Origin of the sequence: Sphingomonas sp. SKA58, from assembly GCF_000153545.1 — a bacterium.
In the GTDB taxonomy this organism is placed as follows: domain Bacteria; phylum Pseudomonadota; class Alphaproteobacteria; order Sphingomonadales; family Sphingomonadaceae; genus Sphingobium; species Sphingobium soli.
This window is the reverse complement of sequence record NZ_CH959307.1, coordinates 1,059,952-1,083,079: the sequence shown is the minus strand read 5'-3', so window position 1 is coordinate 1,083,079 and position 23,128 is coordinate 1,059,952. Positions and strand designations below refer to the sequence as shown.

The 23,128-nt window shown below is 64.9% G+C and carries 29 protein-coding genes; 7 read left to right on the top strand and 22 right to left on the bottom strand.

Annotation, left to right across the window (positions count from 1 at the left end):
- Nucleotides 1-78 precede the first annotated feature (78 nt).
- The 5 genes from SKA58_RS14705 to SKA58_RS14685 all read left to right on the top strand — a co-directional run bounded on the left by SKA58_RS14705 (nucleotide 79) and on the right by SKA58_RS14685 (nucleotide 5,281).
- The gene (locus SKA58_RS14705) at nucleotides 79-1,317 is read left to right on the top strand and encodes a hypothetical protein (RefSeq protein ID WP_232209439.1); all 1,239 of its coding nucleotides are present in this window, start codon (nucleotides 79-81) and stop codon (nucleotides 1,315-1,317) included.
- A 71-nt stretch (nucleotides 1,318-1,388) separates the two neighbouring features.
- Nucleotides 1,389-2,234, top strand: coding sequence for a 3-mercaptopyruvate sulfurtransferase (gene sseA / locus SKA58_RS14700; RefSeq protein WP_009823255.1), 846 nt, complete (start codon nucleotides 1,389-1,391; stop codon nucleotides 2,232-2,234).
- Entirely contained in the window at nucleotides 2,231-3,451 is a 1,221-nt protein-coding gene (metC, locus tag SKA58_RS14695) for a cystathionine beta-lyase (protein ID WP_009823254.1), read from the top strand. The genes sseA and metC overlap by 4 nt, the downstream gene beginning before the upstream one ends.
- Nucleotides 3,445-4,704, top strand: coding sequence for a mechanosensitive ion channel family protein (locus tag SKA58_RS14690; protein ID WP_009823253.1), 1,260 nt, complete (start codon nucleotides 3,445-3,447; stop codon nucleotides 4,702-4,704). Before metC ends, SKA58_RS14690 begins: the two co-directional genes overlap by 7 nt.
- 55 nt (nucleotides 4,705-4,759) lie before the next feature.
- On the top strand, nucleotides 4,760-5,281 hold the full coding sequence (locus SKA58_RS14685; protein WP_009823252.1) for a sterol desaturase family protein: 522 nt from the start codon (nucleotides 4,760-4,762) through the stop codon (nucleotides 5,279-5,281).
- Here SKA58_RS14685 and SKA58_RS14680 read toward each other — a convergent pair.
- The 10 genes from SKA58_RS14680 to SKA58_RS20110 form a co-directional block, all read right to left on the bottom strand.
- Nucleotides 5,250-5,741 carry a hypothetical protein gene (locus tag SKA58_RS14680; RefSeq protein WP_009823251.1) on the bottom strand — a complete coding sequence of 164 codons (492 nt, stop codon included), beginning with the start codon at nucleotides 5,739-5,741 and terminating at the stop codon, nucleotides 5,250-5,252. The two genes, SKA58_RS14685 and SKA58_RS14680, sit on opposite strands and share 32 nt — an antisense overlap.
- Nucleotides 5,742-5,809: 68 nt before the next feature.
- Nucleotides 5,810-6,253 (bottom strand): SufE family protein, encoded by a 444-nt coding sequence (locus tag SKA58_RS14675; protein WP_009823250.1) that lies wholly within the window; start codon nucleotides 6,251-6,253, stop codon nucleotides 5,810-5,812.
- A gap of 40 nt (nucleotides 6,254-6,293) precedes the next feature.
- Entirely contained in the window at nucleotides 6,294-6,527 is a 234-nt protein-coding gene (locus tag SKA58_RS14670; protein ID WP_009823249.1) for a hypothetical protein, read from the bottom strand.
- A gap of 24 nt (nucleotides 6,528-6,551) precedes the next feature.
- Entirely contained in the window at nucleotides 6,552-6,803 is a 252-nt protein-coding gene (locus SKA58_RS14665) for a hypothetical protein (RefSeq protein ID WP_009823248.1), read from the bottom strand.
- A 38-nt stretch (nucleotides 6,804-6,841) separates the two neighbouring features.
- Nucleotides 6,842-7,186, bottom strand: a complete 345-nt coding sequence (locus SKA58_RS14660; protein WP_009823247.1) for a hypothetical protein — start codon at nucleotides 7,184-7,186, stop codon at nucleotides 6,842-6,844.
- Between the two features lie 30 nt (nucleotides 7,187-7,216).
- Nucleotides 7,217-7,507: a hypothetical protein gene (locus tag SKA58_RS14655; RefSeq protein ID WP_009823246.1), complete on the bottom strand. Its 291-nt coding sequence runs from the start codon at nucleotides 7,505-7,507 to the stop codon at nucleotides 7,217-7,219.
- Between the two features lie 30 nt (nucleotides 7,508-7,537).
- Nucleotides 7,538-7,912 carry an envelope stress response membrane protein PspC gene (pspC, locus tag SKA58_RS14650; protein WP_009823245.1) on the bottom strand — a complete coding sequence of 125 codons (375 nt, stop codon included), beginning with the start codon at nucleotides 7,910-7,912 and terminating at the stop codon, nucleotides 7,538-7,540.
- A 1-nt stretch (nucleotide 7,913) separates the two neighbouring features.
- Nucleotides 7,914-8,180, bottom strand: a complete 267-nt coding sequence (pspB, locus tag SKA58_RS14645) for an envelope stress response membrane protein PspB (RefSeq protein ID WP_009823244.1) — start codon at nucleotides 8,178-8,180, stop codon at nucleotides 7,914-7,916.
- 4 nt (nucleotides 8,181-8,184) lie between these two features.
- On the bottom strand, nucleotides 8,185-8,853 hold the full coding sequence (gene pspA / locus SKA58_RS14640) for a phage shock protein PspA (protein WP_009823243.1): 669 nt from the start codon (nucleotides 8,851-8,853) through the stop codon (nucleotides 8,185-8,187).
- 43 nt (nucleotides 8,854-8,896) lie between these two features.
- Entirely contained in the window at nucleotides 8,897-9,067 is a 171-nt protein-coding gene (locus SKA58_RS20110; RefSeq protein ID WP_169534108.1) for a hypothetical protein, read from the bottom strand.
- Nucleotides 9,068-9,253: 186 nt separating this feature from the next.
- Between SKA58_RS20110 and pspF the strand changes: the two genes are divergently transcribed.
- Entirely contained in the window at nucleotides 9,254-10,285 is a 1,032-nt protein-coding gene (pspF, locus tag SKA58_RS14630) for a phage shock protein operon transcriptional activator (RefSeq protein ID WP_009823241.1), read from the top strand.
- A gap of 108 nt (nucleotides 10,286-10,393) precedes the next feature.
- On the opposite strand, the gene SKA58_RS14625 is transcribed toward pspF, so the two are convergent.
- The 6 genes from SKA58_RS14625 to SKA58_RS14600 form a co-directional block, all read right to left on the bottom strand.
- Complete coding sequence (locus tag SKA58_RS14625) at nucleotides 10,394-10,693, bottom strand: putative quinol monooxygenase (protein WP_037543689.1); 300 nt, start codon at nucleotides 10,691-10,693, stop codon at nucleotides 10,394-10,396.
- A 126-nt stretch (nucleotides 10,694-10,819) separates the two neighbouring features.
- Complete coding sequence (locus SKA58_RS14620) at nucleotides 10,820-12,250, bottom strand: UdgX family uracil-DNA binding protein (RefSeq protein WP_009823239.1); 1,431 nt, start codon at nucleotides 12,248-12,250, stop codon at nucleotides 10,820-10,822.
- Between the two features lie 36 nt (nucleotides 12,251-12,286).
- Nucleotides 12,287-12,751, bottom strand: a complete 465-nt coding sequence (locus tag SKA58_RS14615; protein WP_009823238.1) for a hemerythrin domain-containing protein — start codon at nucleotides 12,749-12,751, stop codon at nucleotides 12,287-12,289.
- Between the two features lie 58 nt (nucleotides 12,752-12,809).
- The gene (locus SKA58_RS14610) at nucleotides 12,810-13,157 is read right to left on the bottom strand and encodes a hypothetical protein (protein ID WP_009823237.1); all 348 of its coding nucleotides are present in this window, start codon (nucleotides 13,155-13,157) and stop codon (nucleotides 12,810-12,812) included.
- A 165-nt stretch (nucleotides 13,158-13,322) separates the two neighbouring features.
- Entirely contained in the window at nucleotides 13,323-13,730 is a 408-nt protein-coding gene (locus tag SKA58_RS14605) for a hypothetical protein (protein ID WP_232209438.1), read from the bottom strand.
- A gap of 92 nt (nucleotides 13,731-13,822) precedes the next feature.
- Nucleotides 13,823-15,070 (bottom strand): putative DNA modification/repair radical SAM protein, encoded by a 1,248-nt coding sequence (locus tag SKA58_RS14600; RefSeq protein WP_009823235.1) that lies wholly within the window; start codon nucleotides 15,068-15,070, stop codon nucleotides 13,823-13,825.
- A gap of 132 nt (nucleotides 15,071-15,202) precedes the next feature.
- Between SKA58_RS14600 and SKA58_RS14595 the strand changes: the two genes are divergently transcribed.
- Nucleotides 15,203-16,360 carry an FAD-dependent oxidoreductase gene (locus SKA58_RS14595; protein WP_037543687.1) on the top strand — a complete coding sequence of 386 codons (1,158 nt, stop codon included), beginning with the start codon at nucleotides 15,203-15,205 and terminating at the stop codon, nucleotides 16,358-16,360.
- A gap of 9 nt (nucleotides 16,361-16,369) precedes the next feature.
- On the opposite strand, the gene SKA58_RS14590 is transcribed toward SKA58_RS14595, so the two are convergent.
- The 6 genes from SKA58_RS14590 to smpB all read right to left on the bottom strand — a co-directional run bounded on the left by SKA58_RS14590 (nucleotide 16,370) and on the right by smpB (nucleotide 23,099).
- On the bottom strand, nucleotides 16,370-17,161 hold the full coding sequence (locus tag SKA58_RS14590; RefSeq protein WP_009823233.1) for a transglutaminase-like domain-containing protein: 792 nt from the start codon (nucleotides 17,159-17,161) through the stop codon (nucleotides 16,370-16,372).
- 759 nt (nucleotides 17,162-17,920) lie between these two features.
- The gene (gene recA, locus SKA58_RS14585; RefSeq protein WP_037543685.1) at nucleotides 17,921-18,994 is read right to left on the bottom strand and encodes a recombinase RecA; all 1,074 of its coding nucleotides are present in this window, start codon (nucleotides 18,992-18,994) and stop codon (nucleotides 17,921-17,923) included.
- A 122-nt stretch (nucleotides 18,995-19,116) separates the two neighbouring features.
- Nucleotides 19,117-19,473, bottom strand: coding sequence for a sensory transduction regulatory protein (locus tag SKA58_RS14580; RefSeq protein WP_009823231.1), 357 nt, complete (start codon nucleotides 19,471-19,473; stop codon nucleotides 19,117-19,119).
- A gap of 83 nt (nucleotides 19,474-19,556) precedes the next feature.
- Nucleotides 19,557-21,980 carry a hybrid sensor histidine kinase/response regulator gene (locus tag SKA58_RS14575; RefSeq protein WP_009823230.1) on the bottom strand — a complete coding sequence of 808 codons (2,424 nt, stop codon included), beginning with the start codon at nucleotides 21,978-21,980 and terminating at the stop codon, nucleotides 19,557-19,559.
- 46 nt (nucleotides 21,981-22,026) lie between these two features.
- Nucleotides 22,027-22,620 carry a DUF2062 domain-containing protein gene (locus SKA58_RS14570; RefSeq protein ID WP_037543243.1) on the bottom strand — a complete coding sequence of 198 codons (594 nt, stop codon included), beginning with the start codon at nucleotides 22,618-22,620 and terminating at the stop codon, nucleotides 22,027-22,029.
- Nucleotides 22,617-23,099 carry an SsrA-binding protein SmpB gene (smpB, locus tag SKA58_RS14565; protein ID WP_037543240.1) on the bottom strand — a complete coding sequence of 161 codons (483 nt, stop codon included), beginning with the start codon at nucleotides 23,097-23,099 and terminating at the stop codon, nucleotides 22,617-22,619. The genes SKA58_RS14570 and smpB overlap by 4 nt, the downstream gene beginning before the upstream one ends.
- Nucleotides 23,100-23,128 lie beyond the last annotated feature (29 nt).

The window sequence follows — 23,128 nt, the reverse complement described above, 5'->3', positions numbered from 1 at the left end:
GCGGTTCAGTCCGTCTTGTGCCTTGGCTTGCCTATGGGGTCTCTTATTCGTTCGTTCTGGATTGCCGCGCCATTGCTGATGGCCGCGCCGCTCGCCGCGCAGGAAACGCAGCAGCCGAGCGGCGGATTTTCCCTTCCGCCGTCCCGCCCCGCGCCCGACCCCAATCGGCAGGGTCCCGAACTCGACGTCTATCGAGATCCGGTAACGCCGCGCGCCAATCCGCCCGTAACCGCTCCCTCCACAACGACGCCGGCCGTCAGCGCGCCACCTGTAACCGCGCCAACCGTGACGCCCCCGCGGGCCACGGTCCAGCCCGTGCCCTCGACCCCCCGGCAACAGGCGTCGCCGCCCCGATCGCAAGCGCCTCGCACAGCGCCATCGACCGAGCGCGACACCCCCACCCGCGCGTCCCCGCCGTCCGAACCCGTCGAGCCGGAACCACAGGCGACGCCAACCCTGTCCAACGACGCTGCGCCCGCCCCAGCGCCAGCGTCGCCTCCTGCGCCTGCGGAAAATGCCGCGACGCCGGATGTTGCCAGCGAACCACCGCCCGCGCCTGCCCCCCAGCAGGAGGCGTCAGCGCTATCGTGGATCATCGGCGTCGTTGTGGCTCTGCTCGCCATACTAGGAGCCATCCTCCTGCAGCGCCGTCGCCGATCGTCCGACGCAGCGCGCGCTCCTCTCGCTCCCGCGCCCGAACCAGCCGCCGCCGCACCCCCACCGGCCCGCCCGCGCCTCGCCACCCCGCCGCCCGCTCCAGCTCCCGCGCCCGCCGATCCCGCATCCCCGCCATCCGATCGCCCCTGGATCACCATGGATTTGGTCGTCAACCAGGCGCGCTATTCGCTGATGGGCGTGACCGTCGCCTACGTCCTCATCCTCCATAATCGCGGCACGCTCGCCGCGCAGGACGTGCTGGTGCGCGGCGTCATCGGCAACGCCGGCGCGCAGCAGCAGGCCTTGTTGCAGGACTTTCTCGCCGGGCAGGAAGGCACGCCACTGCACAGCGTGGTGACGATCGCGCCGGGCGAAACGCGGCAGCTGACGGGCGAACTGCGCCTCACCCCCGATCGGATCGTCCCGGTGGCGATGGGCCAGCGTAGCCTGCTCATCCCGCTGGCCGCGTTCGACGCCGCCTATCGCTGGGGGGGGGTGGAAGGTGACGATCTCCCGTCGGGACGGACCGCGCGCGCCTTCATCGTCGGCCAGGAGCAGGAACCTCCGACCGATCGACTCGCGCCCCTGCGGCTGGATCAGGGCCCGCGCCAATATCGCCGACCCGCCGCGCGCGCCGCCGCCGAACTCGCGCCGGCCTGACGCCTCTTTCCACGGCCGCTCCATCGCCCTAAACCGGGATTGGCTTATAAACTCTCCGGGAAAGGCGCCGCATGACCATTTTCGTGTCCACCGACTGGCTGGCGGACGAATTGGGCAAGCCCGATCTCGTTATTCTGGACGCCAGCCTGTTCCTGCCCGGCACGCCGCGCGATCCGCGGGCCGAATATGCCGAAGCCCATATTCCGGGCGCAGCGTTCATGGATCTTCCCAGCCTTAACGATCCCGATGATCCGACGCCGGGCATGCTGCCACCCGACGCGATGATGACGCAGCGCATGCAGGCGCTGGGCGTGAACGCGAACAGCCGGATCATCGTTTATGACAACAGCCCGACGCACAGCGCCGCGCGCGGTTGGTGGATGATGCGCGTCTATGGCCTGGGCGCGTCGGCCGCGATCCTCGACGGGGGTCTGCCCAAATGGCGGGCGGAAGGGCGGCCGGTGGAAAGCGGCCTGCCGACGATCGCGCCCGGCAACGCCGTCGCCCGGCTCGACCGGACACAGGTCCGCACCAAGGCCGATCTGCGCGCCAATCTGGAGAGCGGGCGGGCGCAGGTGATCGACGCGCGCGGCGCAGGCCGCTTCACCGGGGAAGAGGCGGAGCCGCGCCCGGGCATGGTGTCGGGCCATATCCCCGGCAGCCGCAATCTCCCATCCTCCGCGCTGTTCCTGCCCGACAACCGCATGAAGCAGGGCGACGATCTGCGGCAGGCGTTTGCGGATGCCGGCACCGATTTCGATCGTCCGATCATCACCAGCTGCGGCAGCGGCGTCACTGCGGCGATCCTGATCGCGGGCCTTGAATCGCTCGGCAAGCACGACGTTAGCCTGTATGATGGCAGCTGGTCGGAATGGGGCTTCGATCCCGCCACGCCCAAGGCGAACGGCCCGGCATGAGCGGCAAGGACAAGGGAAAGGACGGGCGCAAGCCCCTGACGCAACTGGTGCAGGCGGGCCGCAAGCCGGAATGGACCGGTATGCTGGGGCAACCCGGCGGCATCGTCAGCCCGCCGGTCTGGCGCGCCTCCACCATCCTTTATGACGATGTCGCGCATCTGCGCACAGCCGCCGCCAGCAGCACGCATGAACGGCTCTTCTACGGGCGCAAGGGGACGCCGACCGCCTGGAGCCTGGCCGACGCGCTCACCGAAATGGAGCCGGGGGCGGCGGGGACGATGCTATTCCCGTCGGGCGTAGCGGCGATCGCCTGCGCGCTGATGGCTGTGCTGAAACCTGGCGATCGGCTGCTCATGGTCGATAGCGCCTACGATCCGACCCGGTCCTTCTGCACCCAGATGCTCAGCCAGCACGGCATCGAAACCGTCTATTACGATCCGCTGGCACCCGACCTTGACGCGCATCTCGCCAGCGGGCCGATCCGCGCCATCTTCCTGGAAAGCCCCGGAAGCCTCACTTTCGAAGTGCAGGATGTGCCGGCCATCACCGCCTGGGCGCGGGCGCATGGCGTCGTTACGCTCATGGACAATACCTGGGCGACGCCGCTCTATTTCCCGGCCATGGCGCATGGCGTCGACATCGCCATCCTCGCCTGCACCAAATATATCGTCGGCCATAGCGACGTCATGATGGGTAGCGTCACCGCCAACGCCGACTGGTTCGGCAAGGTCCGCCAGACCGCCTATCTCTTCGGCCAGATGGTCAGTCCCGACGACGCCTGGCTGGCCTCGCGCGGGCTGCGCACGCTGGGCGTCCGGCTGGCGCAGCACCGCGATGGCGCGCTCGCGGTGGCGCGCTGGCTCAAGGATCAGCCCGGCGTCGCGCGCGTCCTGCATCCGGCGCTTCCCGACTGCCCCGGTCATGCCCATTGGTCGCGCGATTTTTCCGGGTCGACCGGCCTCTTCACCTTCATCCTCGATGGCGGGGATGACGCCGCGCGCGCCGCCCTTATCGACGGGCTGGCCTATTTCGGCATCGGCTATAGCTGGGGCGGCTTTGAAAGCCTGGCGCTGCCCGTCGATCCCGCCCGCTACCGCAGCGCAACCCGTTGGCAGGCGGCTGGGCCGGCGGTGCGGCTGCATATCGGGCTGGAGGACCCGGCCGACCTCATCGCCGATCTCGACGCCGGCCTCGCGCGCTTCAGGGCGGCATGCTGATGCGGCTTGTCCCGCCCGAATTGCTGGCGCGGCTGGAGCGCAGCACGGACTGGATCGAAGCCGGCATCGCACTTGGCGTCGCGATCGGCCTCTATATCCTGTGCGCCGCGCTGGCGCGAATGATCGCGCGGCGCATCGAGCCACATTGCGCGCATCTTGGCCCCACTTTCACGCCGCATGTGCGTCCGCTCGTCCGCCACGGGCTGGCGACGCTGCTCGTCGGGATCGCCACGGCGGTCTGGCCGACCGGCACGACCGCCAATATCGTCCTGGCCTGTGTCATGGGCTGGGCGCTGGCAATGGTCGCCAATCATCTGCTGCGCGGCGTGTCGATCCCGCTCTGGGCCACGGTGCCGCTCTCCATCCTGATCTTTGTCATGCTGCTGTCGGGCAGCACGGGGGGCATCACCCCGCTGGCGCAGATGATGGACAGCGTGGGCCTGCAACTGGGCAAGAGCCGGATCTCGCTGCTCGACGTCACCTCGGTCGCGGCGATCGGCGTCGGCCTGTTCGGTGCCGTGCGCCTTGCCAATCGCGTGCTGGCGCGCAGCATATCCCGCTCGCGCGGACTGGACCCGACCCAGAAATTGCTGGCCGAAAAACTGGCGGGCATCGCCATCATCGCCGCCGCCTTCTTCTTCGGCATCGACGTGCTCGGAATCGACCTCACCGCTTTCGCCGTTTTCTCCGGCGCGCTGGGCCTAGCGGTCGGCTTCGGCCTGCAAAAGACGGTCGGCAATTTGATCGCAGGCATCATCCTGCTGCTCGACCGGTCGATCAAGCCGGGCGACGTCATCGTCGTGGGCGACAGTTTCGGCTGGGTGAACAAGATCGGCGTGCGCGCCGTCAGCGTCATCACCCGCGACGGCAAGGAACATCTGATCCCCAACGAAAATCTGATGACGCAGGAGGTTGAAAACTGGTCCTATTCCGACCGCAATGTGCGCATCCATATTCCCGTCGGCATCGCCTATGACAGCGATCTCGACCTCGCGCAGAAGCTGATGATGCAGGCCGCGCTGGAAAGCCCGCGCGTGCTCAAGGATCCCAAGCCCAATGTCTGGCTGACCGGCTATGGCGACAACAGCGTCGATCATGAAATCCTGGCCTGGATCGCAGATCCCGAAGCGGGCGTCGGCAATGTCAAATCCGATGTGCTCGGCCGGCTGTGGCACCTGTTCCGCGATCACGGCGTCACCATCCCCTTCCCCCAGCGCGTGGTGCACATGGCAAAGCCACCGGCGGACGACTGACCATCCGTTGCTTTACGGGGTCGCATAGTGCGCCGGCCATGCCTATAAAGGCGTCATGTCGCCACCGCTGCTTCTGCTCATCTTCGTCGCCACCGTCGCCGCGATGGAGGGTTTTGCCTATGTCATGCACCGCTGGGTGATGCATGGGCCGGGCTGGTTCCTGCATGCCAGCCATCACCGCCCCCGCACCGGCAACTGGGAAGCCAATGATCTTTATTTCGTGATCTTCGCCTTGCCTTCCATCCTGCTGCTGCTGGGCGGCGTTCAGTGGAATTGGGGCAGCTGGGCAACGGCGGTCGGGGCGGGCATTGCGGCCTATGGCGCTATCTATCTGGGCTTTCACGACATCATCGTGCATCAGCGCGTACGCAACCGCTATGTCGCCCGGTCGCGCTATATGAAGCGGATCGTGCAGGCGCATCGCCTGCACCATGCGGTGGAGACGAAGGACGGCACGGTCAGCTTTGGCTTTCTCGTCGCGCCCCATCCCGCCGCACTCAAGCAGGAACTGGCCCGCCGTTCGCGGGCCGGGGTGCGAAAGCCCGTCAGCCCGGCAGGTCCAGTCCTGCCACGTTGAACCGGAACCGGGTGGTTTCATCCTTGGTCCCGGTGATCAGGTCGACGTCGATGGTCCTGGCGGCCTTGATCGCCTCATAGGCCTTTTGCGATGGCGGCAATTCGATGCCGTCGTCGGTGGTGGTCATCCGCCCCTTCCACTCCATCGGCTCCCCGCCGTCCGCGCGCGCCGTTACCGCGCAATCGGACAGGTCGCACCGGAAAGGCGCGCCGACCAGCTTCACGCGCACCGTCTTTTCCCCATTGCTCATCGGCTGGACCAGCAAAACCGAAAATGTGTCGGGTGCGGTCATGGTGGCGACGCTGTTCGCGCTGCCGACATAGGCCAGCTTCGTTCCCTCGGCCTCTTCATATTTCCAGCTCTGGCCGATCTGCTCGCGCTGGGTGGGTTCCTTCGCCTTTTCCCCTGCCGAACAGGCGCTGATGAGCGCAATGCCGGCCATTATGATGACATGACGCATGGCAACGTCCTCCTTTTGACGAAAGGCAGGAACGCACAGGCCGTCAGGCCGGTTTCATGCTACCCGTCTCACCCCGCATAACGCGCCGCCGTTTCCCGGATCAGGGCGATCATGTTGGGAATACCCTGCGTACGGTTGGAACTCAGTTGGTTCTTGAGGTCGAAGGGCGCCAGCGCGGCTTCGATATCGGTGCGCGCAATCTGCGCCGGGGCACTGTCCTGCACCGTCAGCAGCACCAGTGCGATGATCCCCTTGGTGATGGCCGCATTGCTGTCCGCCAGGAAATGGAGCCTGCCTCCCGTTTCCGAATCGCCGTCCAGCACGGTGGGATAGACCCACACGGCGGCCGAACAGCCCCGTACCAGCGTCGCATCGGTCTTGAGCGCGTCAGGCATCGGCTCCAGCGCGCGCCCCAGGTCGATCAGCAGCCGATAGCGATCGTCCGCGTCGAGAAATTCATATTCGTCCTGAATGTCGGCAAGTGCCGGGGGGGCAGCGGGCATGTCGGTCATGGCCGCCCATATAGGCGCAAAAGCGGGCGCGGGAACCCCGTTACAGATCGACTCCCGCCGCAATTGCTTCCAGCTTACGAATACGTTCCTTAAGATCCGCTACCTCGATCCGGGCGGCGGCCGATGGCGGCGCGGCGTCTTCGCCCTGCCGGCCCAGTTCCGCGCGCTTGAGGTCCAGCCAGCTATTCCAGCCGCGCAGCGCCGCTGTGGTCAGGATAGCGATGCCCGCCAGGGCCGTCGTCGCCAGCGTCAGATAAATATAGGGGTCGTGCATCTTGGCCTCCCTGTCGCACCGCGCTCAGTCGCGGCTGCGCAATTTGTCGAATTCCCGCTCCAGCGCGGTCGAATCATCGGTGGCGAGCCGTTCCAGCACGGCCACCCGGTCCTTGAGCGCCTTCACTTCGGCGCGCAGCCGGTCGGCTTCCGGATCGGGGCCGCGATGGATGAAATCCTCGCCCTTGTGGCGGTTCACCACGCCCATCCGGGCCTTCACCACCTGCGCGATCATCACGATGGCGATGATGGCGACGACCATTTCAAACGGATTCATGTCTCTTTCTCCCTGTTGGCGCGTCGTGCCACCGCATCTCAGTTGGCGGGGCCGCGCAGCCTTTCGATGTCGCGGGTCAACTGGTGGCTTTCATCGGTGACGATGCGCTCCACCACTGCCAGCCGGTCCTTCATCGACCCGATCTCGGCGCGCAGCTGGGCATTTTCCTGGCTCAGCAATTTGATGCGCTCGACCATTTCCTCATTCTTCTGCGGGTAGACGGCCTGGCCCCAAGCGCCGTCCAGCGGATAGCCGTGGCGCACGCGCAACCATGTGGTGAAAATCCAGCCGCCAATCGCGATGATCGCGATGAACAGCCCGGCGCCGATGATCCACGGCAGGTTGGGCATGATGATGGCGTTCACCATATCGGTCTTGTCCATGGTCCCTTACTTCCCTTGGCTCACACCGGCTCAGCGCAGCGCGTCGATTTCACGGGCCGTCCGGGTGGCGGGATCGGTGGCGATCCGCTCCAGCACGGCGATGCGTTCCTCCAGCCGGCTGATCCGGCCCACCAGCTTTTCGTTTTCGCTGGACAGGAGGTCGATTTTTCGACCGGCGTCGGGATCGGTTCGATGAACGGTGTTTCCGTTATCATCCGTAACCGGATAGCCGTGCTTGACGCGCATCCAGGTTGTGATGACCCAGGCGCCCATGGACAGGGCGATGATGGCGATCACGAAATTGGGTCCGGCAAAAGTCATTGGCTCTCTCCTCCCTTAAGGATGCGGGGCTCAGCGCAGACTGTCGATTTCGTCAGCCAGGCGCGTGTTGCGGCTGGTATAATAGAGTTCGATGTCGGCGAGCCGGCGGTCGATGTCGCGGAATTTGGACCGGACGTCGCGGGTGGAACGGGCCGGATTGGCGCGCACCCCTTGCCAGAATTTCTCGTCGTCCCGGTCGCTGTAGAGGTCATTGGGCTTGGTGTCGGCGACAAAGCCGATCACGAAATAGCCCAGCAGGGTCCAGCCCACGATGAAGAAGGACAGGACCATCGCGACGCGAACCCAGACCACGTCGATCCCGGTATAGTCGGCGATGCCGGAGCACACGCCCATGAACTTCCCGTTCTTCTTGTCGAGATAGAATTTGGTGCGGCGGGCGCTCATGTCAGTTCCTCCGGTCGAAAGTGTAGCTGTCGTCCTGTGCCGGACGTTGCGGGCGGAAATCGGGATTGTCGGCGGCGACGATCCGTTCGACCGTCTGCAGCCTGTCTTCCAGCCGGCGGGCGAGAAGGTGGAGTTCATCCAGCAGCTTCTCGTCCTCGTCGGTGATCTTGGGGGCCTGCTTCCACTTGGTGACATAGTGGAAGATCAGCCAGGGCATGCCGATGAACAGCATGCCGCAGATCATGATGGGCAGGAACACCTCTTCCATCGGGTCAGCCTTCCTTGTTCATGCTGGCCTTCAGAGCGGCGAGATCGGCATCGACTTTGTCGGCCGACTTCAGCTCGGCAATCTCTTCCTCCAGCGTCTTGGGCTGCTGGCCCAGGCCCATGGCGTCGGCGCGGCCTTCGGCCATGTCCACGCGGCGTTCCAGCATGTCGAACCGGGCAAAGGCGTCGTTGACCTTCTCGCCGGCATAGGCTTCGCGCACCCGCAGGCGGTTCTGTGCGCTTTCCATACGGCTCACCAGGCTGTTCTGGCGGGCGCGGGCTTCGCGCAGCTTGCCCTGCAACTTGGCGATATCCTCTTCCGAAGCCTTCAGCGCCTCGTCCAGCGTCTCGATCTCGTGCGCCAGATGCTCGGCCATGTCGGCCGCTTTCTGCCGCTCGACCAATGCCGCCTTGGCCAGGTCCTCGCGGTCCTTCGACAGGGCAAGCTGCGCCTTCTCGGTCCAGCTGTCCTGCAACGCGGTCAGCTTGGCGATGTGCCGGCGCATTTCCTTCTGGTCGGCGATCGTGCGGGCGGCGGACGCGCGCACCTCGACCAGCGTCTCTTCCATCTCAAGGATGATCATGCGGATCATCTTCGCCGGGTCTTCCGCCTTGTCGAGCAAGTCGGTGACATTGGCGGCGATGATGTCTCGGGTGCGGGAAAAAATACCCATGTCTTGGCTCCTGGTGCGTGTTCTTGTGGTTTGGCCCTTGCCCTTACGCCAGATAACGGGCGGGGGCAGGCATGTCGCTCGACGCGAGGATCGGCGCTTCGCTGGCGCGGGCCGGGCCGACCGCCGACAGGATCATCGTGGATCCGAACAGGACGGCGGCGATGGCGACTGACATCAGCTGGCCGATTTCGCGCATATTGGTGGTCTTTTCCATGTTTCTTGCTCCCTGAACCTTGGCCTTCATATGATTTCCGCATCTTGCTGCGGATTGCCGATAGCTTTGCAGGGGGCGTGCCAATTTTCGAAAAGTGGCAGAATTGCGCGCCTTCGGGGCGTTTTAATCTAGTGCCGGCGGTATCCCTCTTGCCAAGGGGTGGGAAATTTCACCATAAGTTGGCGCATGGAGAAAAATACGCAATTTATCGGCCAGAGCTTCGCCTTTCTCGATGCGGTGGAGCAGGCCGGGCGCGCCGCCGAGCTCAATCGCCCGGTGCTGGTCATCGGTGAACGCGGCACCGGCAAGGAACTGATCGCCGAACGCCTGCATCACCTCTCCCCACGCTGGGGCGAACCGCTCATCACCATGAATTGCGCGGCGTTGCCCGAAACCTTGATCGAGGCAGAGCTGTTCGGCCATGAACAGGGCGCCTTCACCGGCGCCAACCGCGCGCGCCCCGGCCGGTTCGAGGAAGCCGATGGTGGCACGCTCTTCCTCGATGAACTCGGCACATTGTCGATGGCGGCGCAAGAAAGACTACTCCGTGTGGTGGAGTATGGGGAGGTCACGCGCATCGGCGCATCGAAACCCGTTCGGGTCGATGTCCGCATCGTCGCCGCCACCAATGAAGACCTGCCCGCCGCCGCCGATGCCGGTCGTTTTCGCCCCGACCTGCTCGACCGGCTGAGTTTCGAAGTCATCACCCTGCCGCCGCTGCGCGCGCGCGAAGGCGATGTCGCGGTGCTTGCCGATCATTTCGGCCGCCGTATGGCCGCAGAAATCAACTGGCCGCAATGGCCCGGCTTCACCGCTGCCTGCGCCGCCGAACTGGAAGGGCATGGCTGGCCCGGCAATGTGCGTGAACTGCGCAACGTGGTGGAACGCGCGGTCTATCGCTGGGACGATCCCGCCCGGCCGATCAGCCGTATCACCTTCGACCCCTTCGCCTCTCCCTGGAAACCGCGCGCGATGATGCCGCGCCCTGAAACGCGCGAAGAAGCCCCCTCCCTCCCGCCAGCCGCGCCCGCATCCTTATCCTCGCCCTGTGACGGCATCAGCGACCTCAAGGCCGCGGTCGACGCCTATGAAGCCGCCATCGTCCGCGCCGCCCTCGAACGCTACCGCTACAACCAGCGCGCCACCGCCAAGGGCCTTGGCCTCACCTACGATCAGCTGCGCCATTGCATGAAAAAACATGATTTGAGCGCCGGGTGAGCGTGGACATTAACAGGTTGGATGGGGGGCGTACCTACCCATGAATGGCCGGCTACATTCAGCATCGGACTCCGGCATGCCCTATTTCATGCAAAAGCCGAAGGTCGGTCATGTAGATCGCGGTGCACCGACTTCATAAACCTGCAAGTGGCGCTCTCCGATGCCAAGGCTCGCCCATGTAGATCGCCATTCATGGAGATGAGCAGCGTTGAAGTGACGGTCGAGGGCGAGCTGGTCGGCCCACATCTCCTTGACGTGAATGAGGCCAGGCTCGAACACATCTTCGGCGTAAACATAGTCCATGCAGCCCGCTTCGCCTCGGCTGATTTCAGCCATCCGCTTCATGACAGGGCGGGCCGCCGCCATATTCTCGGGCGGCAGTCGAATCGTTCCGATAATCAGCAGCATGACCGCAGCATAGGCTGCGTAAAGGACCAGAAGAATCCTCATTTCGATTGCAGATAGTCAGCTGAAACCTTCGTTGGCTGAGAATAAGGCATTTTGCGCGTGGCACGATGATTGGCAAACGCAAGTTTATGCCAGCGCCTTCACCCGCTCCCCGATCACCCGCAGATCTTCGACGAACCGCGCGCGTTCTTCCGCCTTCTTCGCTTCGTCGGGGACGCGCAGCAAATAGCTGGGGTGCACCGTCACCCATCCTTCAGCGCCATTGTCCAGCGTGATCGCGGAGCCGCGCGTGCGGCTGATCGTCACGGCCTTGCCCAGCATCGCCCGCGCCGCCGTCGCCCCCAGCGCCACGATCAGGCGCGGCCGCACGATGTCCAACTCCTGGGTCAGCCACCATCGGCATGCCTGCACCTCTCCCGCGTCGGGGGTCTGGTGGATGCGCCGCTTGCCGCGCGCTTCGAACTTGAAATGCTTGACCGCGTTGGTGACATAGGCGCGCGCCCGGTCCACGCCCGCCTCGATCAACGCCTGATCCAGCAACTGACCCGCCGGTCCGACAAAGGGGCGGCCGGCCTGGTCCTCCTGATCGCCCGGCTGCTCGCCAATGAACATCAGCGGCGCGTCGAGCGGTCCTTCGCCAAACACGGTCTGCGTCGCCCCCTGATGCAGCGGGCAGCGGGTGCAGCCCAACGCTTCCTCCCGCACCGCCGCCCAAGCTGTCCCGCTGTTACCGCCCGCGCCCGCCTTGCCGGCCTTGCCGCCACCCGGTTGCGCCGGCGCACGCGGTGCACTGGCGATCATCGCCGCCTCCCGCGCCTGCGCGCCGGCGACCAGGTCGGGGATAAGCGCCGCCTCTGGCAGGTTGCGCCAATATTTCTTGGGCATTTCGGACAGCATGGCCCCGGTCTTGAGCCGGGCCGGATTGAAGATCGCGGCATAATAGCCCTTCCACAGCGCCTCGACCGGGTCGCCCTCCGGCGCGTCGGCGCGGGTCGCGCCCGGTCCCTCGCGCAGCGTTTCGCCATCCCAATGGATACTGATCTCGGGTGTCAGGATCGACCAGCGCATCGTGGCGAAGCGGCGCACGAAAAAGCCTGCATTGGCGCGCACGATATGATGGTCCGGTTCGAACCAGGCGACGAAGCGCGCCGCGCCGTCCTCTTCCACTTCCCGAAACCGGACGAAGGCGCGCATCTTGTGGATATCACGCCGCACCGCCTTGGCCAGCATGTCGATCCGCCGAAGCAACGGATCGGCCTTGTCCTCCATCAGACCCGGCTGATCGCGCAGTCGTGTCAAAAGCTGATAGAGCAAGGCGAAGCGCTCCGCGTCGCTATGCAACACCACCGTCTCGGCTAGGGCGACGAACGCGCGCGGTACGGAAAAGGCCGCCCGTTCCGGCGCAGGGGGCAAAGGCGCGTCGCCGAACAGGTCGCCGCTCTCGCCCCTTATCTGCCAGGTCACATGATCCGGCTCGACCCCCGCAATCGCCAGCCGCCGCGCGGCATCGCGCCAGCCTTCGAAATCATCGGGCGCATCCAGCACTACGCGGTGCATGGATACGCCCTGATGGCCGGCCGGGGGAGGCAGGGATCAGTCCTCGGCCTTGGCGCGTTCCAGTTCGGCAGGCTTGCGCTCGGCGAACTTGGCGCCCAGTGTCTTTTCCTCTTCGGCGGTCAGGTCCTTGGCCGCGTCGGGGAACATCTCTTCCTCTTCCTCGTCGATATGATGCAGGTAACGCTTCTTCAGCTGCGCGAACGTCTCGCGCCACTCCTTGCCGTTGAAGTCCTGCTCTTCCATCTCTTCCAGATAATCGTCGATTTCCTTATGCTCGGACACGCTATGCTGGGCATCCTCGCGCAGATCGGGGCGAGCGAGCATGGTGGCGTAAAGCGTTTCTTCCTCCGCCGCGGCATGGGCGGTCGCTTCGACCTTGAACTGGTCGAACAGCTTTTTCAGCCGATCATCATCGCCCTGCGCCTCGTCCATCTTCTTGAACAGCTGGCGGTGGCTATCATGATCCTGTTTCAGGCGGTGGAATATGGTGGCGTCGGCCATGGTCGCTTCTCCTCTTGTCGAGGGGGAGAACGACGCGCGCGCGGATTGGCTCCGACTTTCAGCCGAACAGGAACCGAAAGATGATGGCGACGGGAATCCACAGCAACGCGCCGATCACGCAGGCGCCCCAGAGCTGCACCAGATCGCGGCGAAAGCGCAAGGCAAGCCCGCTATGCGACAAGCCGCTTGCGTCCAGCATCTGCCAGCGGCGCTCCAGCCCGCGCGCCGCCACCGCATAGCCGCCGATCGCGACGATGATACCTAGGTGCAGCGCGAGCGATCCGCCCATTTTCGCGACAATGAAAATCTGCGCCAGGCAAAAGACCACGAGCGCCGCCGCCAGATGGCTGCTGATCCGCTTGGCGAAGCCCTTGCGGTCCGCCCGATGGCCCAATGTCGTCGCCACGACCCAATCTCCTTGTCCGACCTTATCAGCAGTATTTCGTACAGGGCGCTGTCAATCAACCCGAAATTGCCACGAGGCGGGGATAAATTGACGTTCGTCGGATGGCTGGGTTGGGTGGATAGGAGACTGTCTGCTTCCGGTGATCGAAACCATGTAATCGGACGTTCAATCGAGCAGTGCCAGCGCAGTGAGGATTTCGTCGCGCGTCGGACGCCAATCATCCTCGCCCGCTACGAAGCGTCCGGTATCGTCTTCCACAAGGTATATGGCATCCCGCACAGCTTCGTCTGCGAAATCGAAATGATCATTCAAGACGATGCATTCTGCGACGTAGTTCGCCGCGTCGAAGGGTAGCTGTCCATTGGCGACCGCCTCAAGCAGTCTACGCGCGCCATTTCTTGTCACGAGATACAACGGGCCGTCAGAAATCATGATATGCCCGCTCGCGGTTGCCTTAAGAGATGCTCTAAAGGCCGCGACCTCAGCAGCTATCTCTGTGGCTAGAATTTCAGGCGAGACAGTGCCTGACAAGAATCCGACGATTGAAGCGTGTTGCATTCGGCCAAACTGCATCGTTGGTCGAATGTCAGCAATCGTGAATTGCGCTGATCGCCGCTGACGGCAAAAACTGGTCGTTTGCAGACCATCCAAATTCGTCCCGACCCTTACGCCGCAAACAGATCCAGTTGCTTGGCGGGCGGGGCCAGCCTCGCGCGCAGGTCGACGCTGTCGGTCAGCGTCATCGGCCGCCAGTCCGCCGCTACCAGAAACGGCCGCAATTTGGTGATGGAAACGGTTAGCCGCGCGACATCCTCCAGCCGCAAGCGTCGGTGCCGCCGGCTGGCAAGGATGCGATCCACCGCTTTCACCCCCAGTCCCGGCACGCGCAGCAGCGCCTCGCGCGGGGCGCGGTTGACGTCGACCGGGAAATGGGCGCGATGGTTGAGCGCCCAGGCGAGCTTGGGATCGATGTCGAGCGGCAGGCAGCCGGTCGCCGCATCGGTCGCCGCCGCGATCTCCAGCGCGTCATAGCCATAGAAACGCATCATCCAGTCCGACTGGTATAGCCGATGTTCGCGCAGCAATGGCGGTCGCTTGAGCGGCAGCACCGCGCTGGGCGAAGGGATGGGGGAAAAGGCGCTGTAATAGACGCGGCGCAGACGATGCCTGTCATAGAGGCTGCTGGCGCGCGTGATGATCGCGCGATCATCCGCCGCATCCGCCCCGACGATCATCTGCGTCGATTGCCCCGCCGGCGCGAAGCGGGGCGCGTGGCGATATTTCCGCCGCGCCTCGCCCTTGTCCTCCATTTCGGTGCGCAAATGCCGCATCGCCCCTTCGATCCGCGCGCTGTCCTTCTCCGGCGCCAGCCGCTTGAGGCCCCCTTCCGTCGGCAATTCGACATTGATTGACAGCCGGTCGGCATGCAGCCCCGCCTGCCGCAGCAAATCTGGGTCGGCATCGGGGATGGTTTTCAAATGGATATAGCCGCGAAAATCATGATCCTCGCGCAGCGACCGCGCCACTTCGACCATCTGCTCCATCGTATAGTCCGACGATCGGATGATGCCCGACGAGAGGAACAGACCCTCGATATAATTACGGCGATAGAAATTGAGCGTCAGGTCCACCACTTCCCTGGCGGTAAACCGCGCGCGCCGCACATCGCTCGACCGGCGATTGATGCAATAATGGCAATCGAAAATGCAGCTGTTGGTCAGCAGGATCTTGAGCAGCGATATGCATCGGCCATCGGGCGCATAAGCATGGCAAATGCCCATGCTCTCGGTCGATCCGATCCCCTTGCCGCCACGCGAATCGCGCTTTGCCGTCCCGGACGATGCGCAGGACGCATCATATTTGGCGGCGTCTGCCAATATTTCGAGTTTCTGCCGGGTGGACATCTGCGCCATGATGTTCCTTCTATGTTCGCATTTGACGCTTGTCCATGATCTGGGTTGTGTCGGATCATTTTGTGGCGAACAGTCGGCGGGATTTGGCCGCCTGCTTCGTTGTTGTCGGTGGCGCAGCATGAAGGGATGATCATGGACAGACGGCATTTTCTGCGCGCGGGGCCGGGCGGTGGTGCGCTGTTGCTAATGGCCGCGCGGGCAGGGGCAGCGTCGCCCTTCAACGCCCTGGCCGGAGTGGAACCGATCCGCGCCAGCGTGGACCGCATCTTCCGCACCACCGTCTGCCTGCGCCCCTTTCGCGCCGCCGGCCCGCGCATCGAGGTTGAGCAGGTCGGGCGCAAGCGCGTCGTCCACAATTATGGCCATGGCGGCAGCGGCTGGACGTTGAGCTGGGGATCGGCGCAGCTGGCGGTTCCGCTCGCCATGGCTGATGGCGTGCGCGACATCGCCGTCATCGGCGCGGGTGCGCTGGGCCTTACCGCAGCCTTGACGGCGCAGCGCGCCGGCGCGCGCGTCACCATCTACGCCAAGGAGCAGTTTCCCGATGTCCGCTCTGCCCGCGCTACCGGCACCTGGTCGCCCGACAGCCGCATCGCGATGGCGGGCGCGGTCGATGTCGGGTTTGCCGACCGGTGGGAGACGATGGCGCGCACCTCCTTCGCTCGTTATCAGAGTTTTCTCGGCCTGCCGGGCGATCCGGTCGAATGGACCGACCGCTACATCCTGTCCGATGCGCCAGCCGCCGCACCGACCATCGCGCCCGTCGCGCCCGCGCCCCCACGCCCCGACGCCTTTCTCCGTCTGGAAGGGCGGCTGCGCGACATCACGCCGCGCTCGGTGGAACTGCCGCGCGGCGCGCACCCCTTTCGCGCCGACCGCGTCCGCCGCAATTCCTCACTCACCTTCAACGTCGCTGATCTCGCCCATCAATTGACCAGCGATTTCCTGCTCGCTGGCGGGCGGATCGAACCGCGCATCTTCCACGCGCCCGGCGACCTTGCCGCACTTCGCGAAAAGGTGATCATCAACTGCACCGGCTATGGCGCACGGGCGCTGTGGCGCGATGAGAGCATTGTGCCGGTGCGCGGCCAGATTGCCTGGCTGATCCCGCAGCCGGGCGCGACCTTCGGCATCTATTATCACGGCATCGCGCTGCTCGCGCGGCGCGACGGCATCGTCGTCCAGCCGGTCGGCGAGGATGACTGGTTCGGCTATGGCGACGCCAACGAAACGCCCGATCCCGCCGCGGCGCGCGCGGCGGTGGAGGAGGTGGCGACCTGGTGGGCCTGACCCCGCCGCTCAGTCCTCGTCGGGCAGGCGGCTGACGCGGATCGACTGGGCGTTCATCTGCCCGCCGCCGAAGATGGTCATGAAGGCGATGTCGGTCGCATCCCGGCCCACGGCGATGCGCGCCATCGTCTCCACCGGCGCCAGCCCGGTCGCATCGATAAGGTGCCAGGCCCCGTCCAGCCAGACCTCCACCACCGCGTGGAAATCGGGCGGGTCGAGATCGAGCGCATAGACCGACACCAGCCGCGCGGGAATGTCGCGCGACCGGATCAACGCGGCCGTCAGATGCGCGAAGTCGCGGCACACGCCCTGCTGCGCGACGAAGGTGTCGGCGGCCGTTGTCGTGACGGTCGAACTGCCTGACACATAGGCGACATTGTCGCGCACCCAATCGACCAGCGCCTGTACCAGCGCCCCGCCGTCCAGATCGGGAAAATGGCCGCCGACAAAACTGCCGAAGCGATCGGCCTCGCAATAACGGCTCGGCCAGATGAAGGGCAGCACGTCTTCGGGCAGGCTGGGCAGCGGACTGCGGGGCAGGTGACGAATCTCGATCGGAGCGCGGTCGATTGCCATGGTCGCGCGATAGGTGCTGACCATGCGTCCCGTGCCGGTGCGGGTCCAGGTCCGCCGGCCGATGCCGCTGCCGCCGACCTTGTTGGTCAGCGGGCCTGCATTGTTGATGATATGGGATTGTGTGAGCACGCGCTGGTCGGGCACCGCCGCGGCTTCGACCGCTAACAGCACATCGGTGGGGCAGGCGAAGTCATAGTCGAGAATCGCTTCGATCGCGATGCGCATGGGGATGGTCCAGATTTGGAGAGCGGGCGCGAATCGGCCCGTGCCGCGCAGCTTCGCTGTCCTGCAGGCCCGACGCAAGCGCCATCGATCAAGGCGATCGGGAGGGAGCGACCTCAGGCATCTTGGAGCCGTTCGCCTGCGGCCCGAGCGGGGCGGGCGGCGCCAGCGTGACGGCAGGGTTGAAAGGCTGGGGATGCGTCGGACGATATGGACAGCGGCCGTGGTGTCAGCAGAATTGGTGCGCGCTTAATGACGCATTCCCACTCATTCTCTTGTCAGATTGGCGGGACTAATCCTCGTGACATTGCGCCGGTGGCCCACGTCCTTGTCGCAACGACCGAAGCCGACCGCATGAGCCATCTTTCCGCCACCGGCGCATCGATCCCTGACGACGAGCCCGCTATCCTGTTCACTCCGTTTAACACCGTGCGGGCTGGCCCACGCACATAGCCTCCCGAGGTCACAACCGCCGCTGCCGCTGCCCGTAGCGCAGCGGTCGACACGTTCGAGCGATTTGCGTGGCTTGCACCCACCAGCGCGCCACTCGACTGGGGCCAAAGTTGGGATTTTGCGGACGCAATCGCCATCGTGGCGGGAAAGGCCACCGGGCGAAATGCGGCGGCCCGATCCGGCGATTGCCAACGGTAAAAGGCCCGCAGCGCGGGGGGCGCGGCGGGCCTTTTCGGTGCGTGATGCGCCAGGCGGGCGAGTCATGTGCGAACGGCGCGCCGGTTGATCCGGCCAGCGCGCCTGTCCGGCTTATTCGCCATCATCCTCCGCATCGGGTCCGGTCATCATCCCGTCGGCCACTTCCTCGGTCTTGCCGCGGATCGCCTTTTCCAGCCGATCGGCCAGTTCGGGATGCTCTTTCAGATAGGTCTTGGCATTTTCACGACCCTGACCAATGCGGATCGAGTCATAGGAGAACCAGGCGCCGGATTTCTCCACCAGCCCGGCCTTCACGCCAATGTCGAGCAGTTCGCCGATCTTGGAAATGCCCTCGCCATACATGATGTCGAATTCGACCTGCTTGAACGGCGGGGCGACCTTATTCTTGACCACCTTCACGCGGGTCGCATTGCCGACAATATCGTCGCGATCCTTGATCTGGCCGGTACGGCGGATGTCGAGTCGGACCGAGGCGTAGAATTTGAGCGCATTGCCGCCGGTCGTGGTTTCCGGATTGCCGTACATCACGCCAATCTTCATGCGCACCTGGTTGATGAAGATCACCATGCATTTGGAGCGGGAAATGGAGCCGGTCAGCTTACGCAGCGCCTGGCTCATCAGCCGCGCCTGCAAACCGACATGGCTGTCGCCCATCTCGCCCTCAATCTCCGCCCGCGGCACCAGCGCGGCGACCGAATCGATCACCAATATGTCGATCGCGTTCGACCGCACCAGTGTGTCGACGATTTCCAGCGCCTGTTCGCCCGTATCGGGCTGCGACACGATCAGTTCGTCGATATCGACGCCCAGCTTCTTGGCATAGGCCGGGTCCAGCGCATGTTCGGCGTCGACGAACGCGGCCGTTCCGCCCGCCTTCTGCGCTTCGGCGATGGCATGCAGCGTCAGCGTCGTCTTGCCCGAGCTTTCCGGCCCGTAAATCTCGATGATGCGGCCCTTGGGCAGGCCGCCAATGCCCAGCGCGATATCGAGCCCCAGCGATCCGGTCGAAATGGATTCGATCTCGATCTTTTCGCGCGACCCCAGCTTCATCGCCGAGCCCTTGCCAAAAGCGCGGTCGATCTGGGCGAGCGCGGCATCCAATGCTTTTTGTCTGTCCATATTCCCCGTCTTCTTGGAATCGATAAGTTGCAGCATTGCGGTCATCGGCCCATCCCCTGTCAAGCGGATCGCGCCGAATCTGCCGGCGCTGGACAATGATGTATCCCATTTGTTCTCATGGAACAAGGGGGGAACGGAATTTTCCTATCGGCCGGAAAAATCCCGCCTCAATCGCCTACAATCCGGCCGAGCACCCGCTCCACCGCACCCACGGTGAAGGGCTTGGCGAGCGTCGGCCGATCGGCATGGGCGGGCGGCAGGTCGTCGGCCATGCCCCCGGTCGCAAAGGCGAAGGGAATCCCCGCCTGCGCCAATATGTCGGCGATCGGCCAGCTTTTCTCGCCCTGCAAATTGCAATCGAGCAGCGCGCCGTCAAAGCCGCCGCGGCGGGCCTGCTCACATCCTTCATCCACCGTCGCGACCAGCGCGTGCAGCCGATAGCCGAGTGCGTCGAGATAATCCTCAAGCATCATGCCGATCATCGCTTCATCTTCGACGACGAGGATGGATTTTGCGTCCGACATGCCTGTTTCCTTTGTTCGACCGGGGCTTCGCTAGCCCAATGGCGCGCGCTTGCCCAGCCCCCACGCCGTGATCGGGCGCAAGATCATTCGGCGGCGGGTTGCATCGCCATGGTGTCGCGCGCTGCCTGCGCCAACTGGTTGACGGAAAAGGGCTTGGGCAGGAAGGCGACATTGGCGATGTCGATCGACTTGCGCAGCTGTTCCTCGGCATAGCCGGACATGAACAGCACGGGCAGGTGCGGATGACTGACGCGCGCCCGCGCCACCATCGCCGGACCATCCATATTGGGCATGACCACGTCGGAAATCAGCAGGTCGATGCCGTCATGGGCGGCCAGCACCTCCAGCCCCTGTTCGCCGTCATTGGCGGTCAGCACCGTATAGCCCTGCCGTGTCAGCGCCCGTTCGGCGACCGCGCGGACCATATCCTCGTCCTCGACCAGCAATATGGTGCCCGATCCCCAGGTTTCGGCGCGTTTCACCGGCTCGCGTACCGGCGTCTCCTGCTGCGCGTCGGCACCGGCATAGACGGGCAGGTAGATGACGAAGCTAGCGCCCCGGCCCAGTTCGGATTCGGCAAAGATATAGCCGCCCGACTGCTTGACGATGCCATAGACGGTGGAGAGGCCCAGACCCGTGCCCTTGCCCAGTTCCTTGGTGGTGAAAAAGGGTTCGAAAATCTTCGCCAATATGTCGGGCGGAATGCCCAGGCCCGTGTCCGACACGCGCAGTGCGGTATAGTCACTGATGGGCAGGATCTGCTGGCGCATCTCGCGCGCCTTCGCGGCGGGCACGGCATAGGTCTGGATGTTGAGCGTGCCGCCTTCGGGCATGGCGTCGCGCGCGTTGACGGCCAGGTTGACGATCACCTGTTCCAGCTGCCCGGGATCGGCGCGCACCGCGCCCAGATTGCGACCATGGCTGACCTCCAGCCGGACATTTTCGCCCAGCAGCCGCTTGAGCAGGTTCGACACGTCCGACACGATATCGGGCAACTGCAATATCTGCGGCCGCAATGTCTGCTGCCGGGAAAAGGCAAGCAATTGCCGCGTCAGCCCCGCCGCGCGGTTGCTGTTCGACTTAACCTGCTGGATATCGTCATAATCGCTGTCGCCCGGCACATGGCGCATCAGCATCAGGTCGCAATGGCCGATGATGGCGGTCAGGATATTGTTGAAATCATGCGCCACGCCGCCGGCCAGCTGGCCGATCGCCTGCATCTTGGTCGCCTGCGCCACCTGCCGCTTGAGCTTGCTTTCCTCGCTATTGTCCTTGAGCGACAAAAGCACCGCCGCCTCGCCCAGGCCGCGCACGCCCGCCAGGCTGAGCGCGGTCGGTTCGTCGGGCTGGTCGCGCATGCGCACCACGATGTCGCCCGACATTTGCGGGCCGACGGCAAAGCGCCGCACCGCGTCCGCCACCGCCGCCTGATCCTCCCGCGCGACCAGATCGCCCGGATAGCTCGGCTTGTCGCCAGACTTGAGGCCCGCGGCGCGTGCGAACGCCTTGTTGACGAACAGGATGCGCCCGTCGCGGTCCGCCATCGCCAGGCCAAAGGGCAGCAGAGACAGCAGGGTTTCGATATAGGACAGCGCCGACGTGCCGCCCCCGCCGGTCGGCTCGTCGATCAGCAGCAACAGCATCGGCCCGTCCTGCACCGTCGCCTGCGTGGCGCCGGGCTGGCTCGCGCGGCGCAGCGGCACCTGGAGCAGGCGCAGCGGCAGGCCGCCATTTTCCTCGCGCGCCAAGAACAGCCGGCCCTTGTCGTCCACCCGCATATGCGCGGCAAAGTCGCGACCGGTGATATTGGCGTCGATGCGTCCCGCCGCGCGCAGCAGAAAGGCGCCATTGGCGGCGCGAATGCGCCCCTCTCCGCCGATCATCGCCGCCATGATGCCCGCTTCGCCCAGTTGTCGCCCGGCCTCCCCGGTCAGGAAGCGATGCACGTCGTCCAGCGCGCTGGGCTGGCGCACGGGGGTGAAGCGCCAGAGCAGATAATCCTCGGTCCGGCCAGTGCGGGCAATGTCGACATCCAGCCGCAGCGCCCCCATCGCCAGCCCCTCCAGCTTGCCGTCGCCGTCGCGCCAGGCCGCGCGCGCAGCCTGCGACAGGCTTTCGGTCAGGCCCGCGTCATTGCTGACGCCCGGTGGGGTGGGATAGCCGGGAAACCATTCGCCGAACAGGTCGCTGGCGCAGACCAGCCGGCCCGACCGGTCGGTGACGGCGATGGCGATGTTGGATGCGTCGGCGGCGGCGCGCGCGACCGTCCAGTCGGGCGTCGCCTCCCGGTCCGACAGGGCAGGGGCATAGAGGTGGCGATACCAGCGCATCAGGCCCGCAATGGCGATCACGCTCGCGGCAAAGCCCGCGGCCAGCACCCCATTGCCCGCCGCATAGAGGACGAGAGCCGCCGACAGCAGGGCCGCGCCCAGCAGCATGGGCAGGACAAAGGGGGACGGTGGCTGGCCCAGCCACGCTTCCTCGTCCGTCTTCAGCCGTGCCGCCATGACCGGCCAACCCCCTGCATCGCCATCGAAACCTGCGGCCGCGGCGTCAGGCGCCGGCCGCCTTCTCCAATGGCCTGCTTTGATGGACCTTGCCAATCCTCAATTTGCGCGCCCGCCATTTGCGGCCCATGCGATGGCGCCAGAACCAGTCGGCCAGGACATAGCCGATCGCGGTGCACACCAGCGAAATGATCAGCAGGCCGATCAACATGGCGGGCGCGGCTTCCGACACCAGCCAGGCGGTCCATTCGCGCACGCTCGCATGCCCGTCGACCAACGCCATGAAGCCCGACGCATCGGCGCTGCGCCCCAGCATCCAGTTGCCCAGCCACACCGACGCCATCAGGATCAGCGGCGTCGTCGCTGGGTTGGACAGGAATGTCATGGCGGCGGCGACCGGAATATTGGCGCGAAAAGGCAGCGCCAGCAGCGCCGCGCCCGCAATCTGCACGCCCGGGATCATCAGGAATATGCCGACGAACAGGCCCAGCGCCACGCCGCGCGGCACCGACCGGCGGGTAAAGCGCCACAGCGATGGTTCGAGCACGCGATGCGCGACCGGGGCGAGGATGCGGCTGCGCTCCATCGACTCGCGGGTCGGGCAATTGGCATGCCACCAGCGGGTCAGTCTGCTCATCAGCTATGCGCCTTCATGATGCGCTGCTGGTCGCGCTTCCAGTCGCGCTCCTTGATCGTCTCGCGCTTGTCATGGGTCTTCTTGCCCTTGGCCAGCGCCAGCTCGACCTTCACCTTGCCGCGGCTGTTGAAATAGAGCGCCAGCGGCACCAGCGTCATGCCCTTGCGCTCGACCGCGCCGTGCATCCGGGCAATCTCCCGCTCGTGCAGCAACAATTTGCGGGGGCGCTTGGATTCATGGTTGAACCGGTTGCCATGGCTGAATTCGGGAATGTTGCTGTTGACCAGCCATACCTGATTGCCCTTCACCTCAGCATAGCTTTCGGCGATATTGCCTTCGCCAAAGCGCAGCGATTTGACCTCGGTGCCTTGCAAGGCGATGCCCGCCTCGAACACATCCTCCAGGAAATATTCGAACTTCGCGCGCCGGTTTTCGGCGACGATCTTCTTCTTGTCGAAGGTTTCGGGACGGGGGCGGGCCATTGGCTTATCAAATTTCCGTTCGGTTCGAG

Bases quoted from the DNA above. Each gene is read 5' to 3' on its own strand.
- SKA58_RS14705 (WP_232209439.1), top strand. From the start codon at position 79: ATGGCCGCGCCGCTCGCCGCGCAGGAAACGCAGCAGCCGAGCGGCGGA.
- sseA (WP_009823255.1), top strand. From the start codon at position 1,389: ATGACCATTTTCGTGTCCACCGACTGGCTGGCGGACGAATTGGGCAAG.
- metC (WP_009823254.1), top strand. From the start codon at position 2,231: ATGAGCGGCAAGGACAAGGGAAAGGACGGGCGCAAGCCCCTGACGCAA.
- SKA58_RS14690 (WP_009823253.1), top strand. From the start codon at position 3,445: ATGCTGATGCGGCTTGTCCCGCCCGAATTGCTGGCGCGGCTGGAGCGC.
- SKA58_RS14685 (WP_009823252.1), top strand. From the start codon at position 4,760: ATGTCGCCACCGCTGCTTCTGCTCATCTTCGTCGCCACCGTCGCCGCG.
- SKA58_RS14680 (WP_009823251.1), bottom strand. From the start codon at position 5,741: ATGCGTCATGTCATCATAATGGCCGGCATTGCGCTCATCAGCGCCTGT.
- SKA58_RS14675 (WP_009823250.1), bottom strand. From the start codon at position 6,253: ATGACCGACATGCCCGCTGCCCCCCCGGCACTTGCCGACATTCAGGAC.
- SKA58_RS14670 (WP_009823249.1), bottom strand. From the start codon at position 6,527: ATGCACGACCCCTATATTTATCTGACGCTGGCGACGACGGCCCTGGCG.
- SKA58_RS14665 (WP_009823248.1), bottom strand. From the start codon at position 6,803: ATGAATCCGTTTGAAATGGTCGTCGCCATCATCGCCATCGTGATGATC.
- SKA58_RS14660 (WP_009823247.1), bottom strand. From the start codon at position 7,186: ATGGACAAGACCGATATGGTGAACGCCATCATCATGCCCAACCTGCCG.
- SKA58_RS14655 (WP_009823246.1), bottom strand. From the start codon at position 7,507: ATGACTTTTGCCGGACCCAATTTCGTGATCGCCATCATCGCCCTGTCC.
- pspC (WP_009823245.1), bottom strand. From the start codon at position 7,912: ATGAGCGCCCGCCGCACCAAATTCTATCTCGACAAGAAGAACGGGAAG.
- pspB (WP_009823244.1), bottom strand. From the start codon at position 8,180: ATGGAAGAGGTGTTCCTGCCCATCATGATCTGCGGCATGCTGTTCATC.
- pspA (WP_009823243.1), bottom strand. From the start codon at position 8,853: ATGGGTATTTTTTCCCGCACCCGAGACATCATCGCCGCCAATGTCACC.
- SKA58_RS20110 (WP_169534108.1), bottom strand. From the start codon at position 9,067: ATGGAAAAGACCACCAATATGCGCGAAATCGGCCAGCTGATGTCAGTC.
- pspF (WP_009823241.1), top strand. From the start codon at position 9,254: ATGGAGAAAAATACGCAATTTATCGGCCAGAGCTTCGCCTTTCTCGAT.
- SKA58_RS14625 (WP_037543689.1), bottom strand. From the start codon at position 10,693: ATGCTGCTGATTATCGGAACGATTCGACTGCCGCCCGAGAATATGGCG.
- SKA58_RS14620 (WP_009823239.1), bottom strand. From the start codon at position 12,250: ATGCACCGCGTAGTGCTGGATGCGCCCGATGATTTCGAAGGCTGGCGC.
- SKA58_RS14615 (WP_009823238.1), bottom strand. From the start codon at position 12,751: ATGGCCGACGCCACCATATTCCACCGCCTGAAACAGGATCATGATAGC.
- SKA58_RS14605 (WP_232209438.1), bottom strand. From the start codon at position 13,730: ATGCAGTTTGGCCGAATGCAACACGCTTCAATCGTCGGATTCTTGTCA.
- SKA58_RS14600 (WP_009823235.1), bottom strand. From the start codon at position 15,070: ATGGCGCAGATGTCCACCCGGCAGAAACTCGAAATATTGGCAGACGCC.
- SKA58_RS14595 (WP_037543687.1), top strand. From the start codon at position 15,203: ATGGACAGACGGCATTTTCTGCGCGCGGGGCCGGGCGGTGGTGCGCTG.
- SKA58_RS14590 (WP_009823233.1), bottom strand. From the start codon at position 17,161: ATGCGCATCGCGATCGAAGCGATTCTCGACTATGACTTCGCCTGCCCC.
- recA (WP_037543685.1), bottom strand. From the start codon at position 18,994: ATGACCGCAATGCTGCAACTTATCGATTCCAAGAAGACGGGGAATATG.
- SKA58_RS14580 (WP_009823231.1), bottom strand. From the start codon at position 19,473: ATGTCGGACGCAAAATCCATCCTCGTCGTCGAAGATGAAGCGATGATC.
- SKA58_RS14575 (WP_009823230.1), bottom strand. From the start codon at position 21,980: ATGGCGGCACGGCTGAAGACGGACGAGGAAGCGTGGCTGGGCCAGCCA.
- smpB (WP_037543240.1), bottom strand. From the start codon at position 23,099: ATGGCCCGCCCCCGTCCCGAAACCTTCGACAAGAAGAAGATCGTCGCC.